Annotated in this window: 4 protein-coding genes; all 4 read left to right on the top strand. The window is 43.9% G+C overall.

The features are described 5' to 3' along the window. The first annotated feature begins 242 nt into the window (after nucleotides 1-242). Nucleotides 243-1,967: a phospho-sugar mutase gene (locus tag DXD06_RS16815; protein ID WP_117833200.1), complete on the top strand. Its 1,725-nt coding sequence runs from the start codon at nucleotides 243-245 to the stop codon at nucleotides 1,965-1,967. A 13-nt stretch (nucleotides 1,968-1,980) separates the two neighbouring features. Then, nucleotides 1,981-2,181 (top strand): hypothetical protein, encoded by a 201-nt coding sequence (locus tag DXD06_RS16810; protein WP_055066946.1) that lies wholly within the window; start codon nucleotides 1,981-1,983, stop codon nucleotides 2,179-2,181. Between the two features lie 4 nt (nucleotides 2,182-2,185). Continuing rightward, nucleotides 2,186-3,352: an LCP family protein gene (locus tag DXD06_RS16805; protein WP_158569566.1), complete on the top strand. Its 1,167-nt coding sequence runs from the start codon at nucleotides 2,186-2,188 to the stop codon at nucleotides 3,350-3,352. Between the two features lie 92 nt (nucleotides 3,353-3,444). After that, nucleotides 3,445-4,653: a UTP--glucose-1-phosphate uridylyltransferase gene (locus DXD06_RS16800; protein WP_117833198.1), complete on the top strand. Its 1,209-nt coding sequence runs from the start codon at nucleotides 3,445-3,447 to the stop codon at nucleotides 4,651-4,653. Nucleotides 4,654-4,776: the final 123 nt, after the last annotated feature.

The following is a 4,776-nucleotide window of genomic DNA, read 5'->3' as shown; positions in this document are numbered from 1 at the left end:
GAAAGATTAAACTCCACTTGTGCAGAAGAGAATTCCACTGTATAAATGGATGGCGGAATTAAACTTTGCAATTTTCAGAATTCTAATATTTCCGTGAAAAACTTTTCAAAAAACCAAGATTGTGATAAAATGGCATACAGCAATTGAGTTTCAGAAAATTGCAAGTGGAGAGAATTTAAAAATCTTGGGCGAAGCATAGAATATGTATCGCAAGGAGTGCAGATCAGGAGGATAGGAAAATCATGGATTACAGACAGGAATATGACAAGTGGTGTAATGACCCGTATTTCGATGATCAGACAAGGGAAGAACTGAAAGCAATTGCCGGTGATGACAAGGAGATCGAGGATCGTTTTTATCGTACACTGGAGTTTGGAACCGCCGGATTGCGCGGGGTGATCGGTGCGGGAACCAATCGTATGAATATCTACACGGTCCGTCAGGCGACACAGGGACTGGCAAACTATATTCTGGCACAGGGAGGACAGGAGAAAGGTGTGGCAATCGCACATGATTCCCGTCTGATGGCAGATGAATTTACCGATGCAGCGGCGCTTTGTCTTGCAGCAAACGGAATCAAAACATATGTGTTCAAGAGTCTGCGCCCGGTTCCGGAACTTTCATTTGCTGTCCGGACACTCGGATGTATTGCAGGTATTGTTATTACCGCAAGCCATAACCCGAGAGAATATAACGGATATAAAGTATACTGGGAAGACGGCGCGCAGGTAACACCGCCACATGATACCGGTATTATGGCGGAAGTAGCAAAAGTAACTTCTTTTGACATGGTAAAGACCATGGAGAAGGAAAAAGCACAGGCAGAAGGGCTGTATCAGATCATCAGCGACGATGTGGATGAATCCTATTTTGCAGAACTGAGAAATTTATCCATTCATCCGGAGATCATCAAAAAGATGGCAAAGGATATCAAGATTGTTTATACACCATTGCATGGAACCGGTCTTGGCCCGGTTAAGCGTGTGCTGAGTGATCTGGGATTTGAAAATGTATACATTGAGCCACAGCAGGCAGTTGCGGATGGCCATTTCCCGACCGCACCGTATCCGAACCCGGAGAATCCGGATGCATGGGAACTGGCACTTAAGCTTGCAAAGGAAAAGGATGCAGATCTGGTTCTGGCAACGGACCCGGATGCAGATCGTCTTGGAGTATACTGTAAGGATACAAAGAGCGGGGAGTATGTAACCTTTACCGGAAATATGTCAGCCATGCTGATCGCAGAATATATTCTGGGACAGAAACGTGCAAACAATTCTATGCCGGAGAATCCGGTACTGGTAGAATCTATCGTTTCTACCGATATGGCAAAAGCAATCGCAAAAGCATATGATGTGGAGCTGGTGGAAGTACTGACTGGATTTAAGTATATTGGTGAGCAGATGCTTAAATATGAAAAATCCGGAGAGAAGAACTATGTGTTCGGATTTGAAGAAAGTTACGGATGTCTTCCTGGCACTTATGCAAGAGATAAGGATGCTCCGGCAGCTGTATGTATGTTGTGTGAGGTTGCTGCTTTTTATAAATCACAGGGAAAGACACTCTGGGATGGCATGATCGATATGTACGAAAAGTACGGATATTACCGTGAGGGAATCGCAACCATGACACTTAAGGGAATCGATGGTGCCGCACAGATTCAGCAGATTATGGATCGGGCAAGACAGAGTACTCCGGCAAAGCTTGGAGCGTTTGATGTACTTGCAGTCCGCGATTATAAGGCAGACACCCGTAAGGATTTAAAGACCGGGGAGGTGACTGCTACCGGACTTCCGTCTTCCAATGTCCTGTATTATGAGTTATCCGATAATGCATGGTGCTGTGTACGTCCATCCGGAACAGAACCGAAGATTAAATTTTATGTCGGTGTTAAGGGAGATACCCTGGATGGTGCAGATCAGATGCTGGAAGAATTAAAAGCAGAAGTGTTAAAGCACTTTGAATAATCGGTAGACAGTTATGATGAAAATATACATTTGTCCGCAATGTGGATGGCTCCGTATGGTTTCCAGACGAAAAGATGTCGAATGTCATCAGTGTGGGAACGCGCAGATGCGGCTGACCAATCTCGACCTGGAGAAATATACTTCCATGTCGGAACAGGACCGCGTCAGTTATGCAGACGCATGGCTGTATATACACAATAGGCAAAAGGATTAAAAAAATGGCAGATAATAGAAGAAGAAAAAAGAGAAGAAAGAAAAAGAAGAGCAGAAAGATTGTATTGTTTGTATTTGAAATTCTGCTTCTCGCAATCCTGCTTGTCGCTGCGTATTTTATTGGCATGGTAAATCGTGTGAAATATGAAAATATGAGTGAGACAGAGGCAGGAATTAATGATGATCTCAGCAAAGATACCTTGGAGTCTTTGGAAGGATATACCAATATTGCAGTGTTTGGTCTGGATAACCGGAGTGCAAATAACTACCAAGAGGGAAATTCCGATGTTGTCATGATTGCAAGTATTGATAATAAGACAAAAAATGTCAAACTGGTATCGGTATACCGTGATACATTTCTGTCAGTCGGAGGCGGCACTTATTTCAAGTGTAACAATGCTTATGCCAGAGGCGGGGCAAAACAGGCGGTTCAGATGTTAAATTCCAATCTGGATCTGGATATCAAGGAATATGTGTGTGTGGACTGGGCAGCTGTCGTAGAAGTGATTGATGATCTGGGAGGACTGGATCTGAATATTACCCAGGGCGAGATGAACCAGATCAACAAGTACAAGAAAGATGTGGACGGCGTAACCGGAAAGAATACCCCGAATGTGACGCAGTATGGTCTGGTGCATCTGGACGGAACACAGGCAACCACATATGCCAGAATCCGAAAACTTTCCGGAGATGACTTTAAACGTGCATCCCGTCAGAGAATTGTGCTGCAGGCAATGTTGGAGAAAGCAAAGAAAGCAAATCCGGCAACACTTGTCAAAATCTGTAACAGTGTGGTAGATGATATTTCCACAACACTTTCGCTGGATCAGATGGTGAGTCTGGCGAAAGATGTAACCAAGTACAAAATCAGCAGCACCACTGGTTTTCCAACAGATCTGACTACGAAAAACATGCCGAGATGTGGAGATACGGTAATTCCGGCAGATCTTGTGACGAATGTAAAAAAACTGCATGAATACATGTTTGATGATGCCGCGTATACACCATCACAGACGGTGCAGGCAATCTCTGACACGATTGTAAATACAACCGGAATCACGGCAGATTCTGCAAAGATTAATACATCGGATTATAACGAGACCGTAGGTGCCACAGGCACGGATGAGATCCAGAAGGGATCAGAAACTACTGGCGGAACAAATGTACAGTAATCAATTGGGGAATAAGAGTAGACCAATCGGCATGATTGGTCTACTGTTGTCATTGGAGAGGAAAGTCAATAAAGATAAAGGAGAATGTTTCCATGAACGAACAGGTAAAGAACAATATTATGGAGTATAAGCAGAAATATTTACAGAAACTGACAGATGCACAGGTGCCGGAGAAACTGGAAAAACAGCTGGAGGAAATGGACTGGATCTGTCTGGAACTGATTCATCAAAAAAAACAGCAAAGAGGAACGTTTGCACCGCTGCAGGCGACCGAACTTTCCGAAATCCGAAAGAAGGAAGATCTGTATCGGGAAACGGGACTGAAAGCACTCCGGGAAGGAAAAGTCGGTGCAATTCTTCTGGCGGGAGGGCAGGGTACCCGGCTGGGATTTGACAAGGCAAAAGGCATGTTTAATATCGGAGTGACGAAAACACTCTATATTTTTGAACAGCTGATTAAAAATCTGATGCAGGTAAAACATGAGGCAGGTGTGTGGATTCCGCTTTATATTATGACCAGCGAAAAAAACGATGTACAGACGCGGACCTTTTTTGAAGAACATGATTTTTTCGGATATGACAGCAGTTATGTGAAATTTTTTGTGCAGGAGATGGTTCCGGCGGTCGATTTCGATGGAAACATACTGATGGAATCGGAGGATTCTCTCGCGATGTCTCCGAATGGAAACGGTGGATGGTTTAAATCCATGCTCCGGGCACATCTGGATGAAGATATCCGGACACGTGGGATTGAATGGCTGAATGTTTTTGCCGTGGACAATGTATTGCAGCGGATTGCGGATCCAGTGTTTGTCGGGGCAACGATTTTGTCTGGATGTGTGTGTGGTTCGAAAGTCGTGCGTAAGGTTTCTCCGTATGAACGTGTGGGTGCAATGTGTCTAGAAAATGGAAAACCATCGATTGTCGAATACTATGAACTGACGCCGGAGATGGCAGAGGCTGTCAATGAAAATGGTTCGCTGCTTTACGGGTTCGGTGTGATTTTAAATTATCTGTTCCGTGTGGATAAGCTGATGGAGATTGTAAAAACAAATCTTCCAATGCATATTGTAGAGAAGAAGGTTCCGTATCTGGATGAAAACGGTCAGCTGCAGAAACCGAAGGAGCCGAATGCCTACAAATTTGAAACACTCATACTGGATATGGTGTATATGATGGATAATTGTCTTCCGTTTGAGGTTGAGCGGGAAAAGGAATTTGCACCGGTGAAAAATGCGCTCGGAACCGATTCGGTGGAGTCTGCCAGAGAACTGTTAAAGAAAAATGGCATTGCAATTTAACAGGGATTTACAAAATTTACAGAACTTTGTCACAATTTGAACACAGTTGACAGGTAGAATTCTCCTTAGAAATAGGTAATTGCGAAACAAGTTCGCAATCCTGATTAAAAATGCGGTAAGAAT

The organism is Roseburia sp. TF10-5 (genome assembly GCF_003462365.1).
Classification (GTDB): Bacteria; Bacillota; Clostridia; order Lachnospirales; family Lachnospiraceae; genus Roseburia; species Roseburia faecis.
This window is presented reverse-complemented; position numbering and strand designations above follow the sequence as displayed.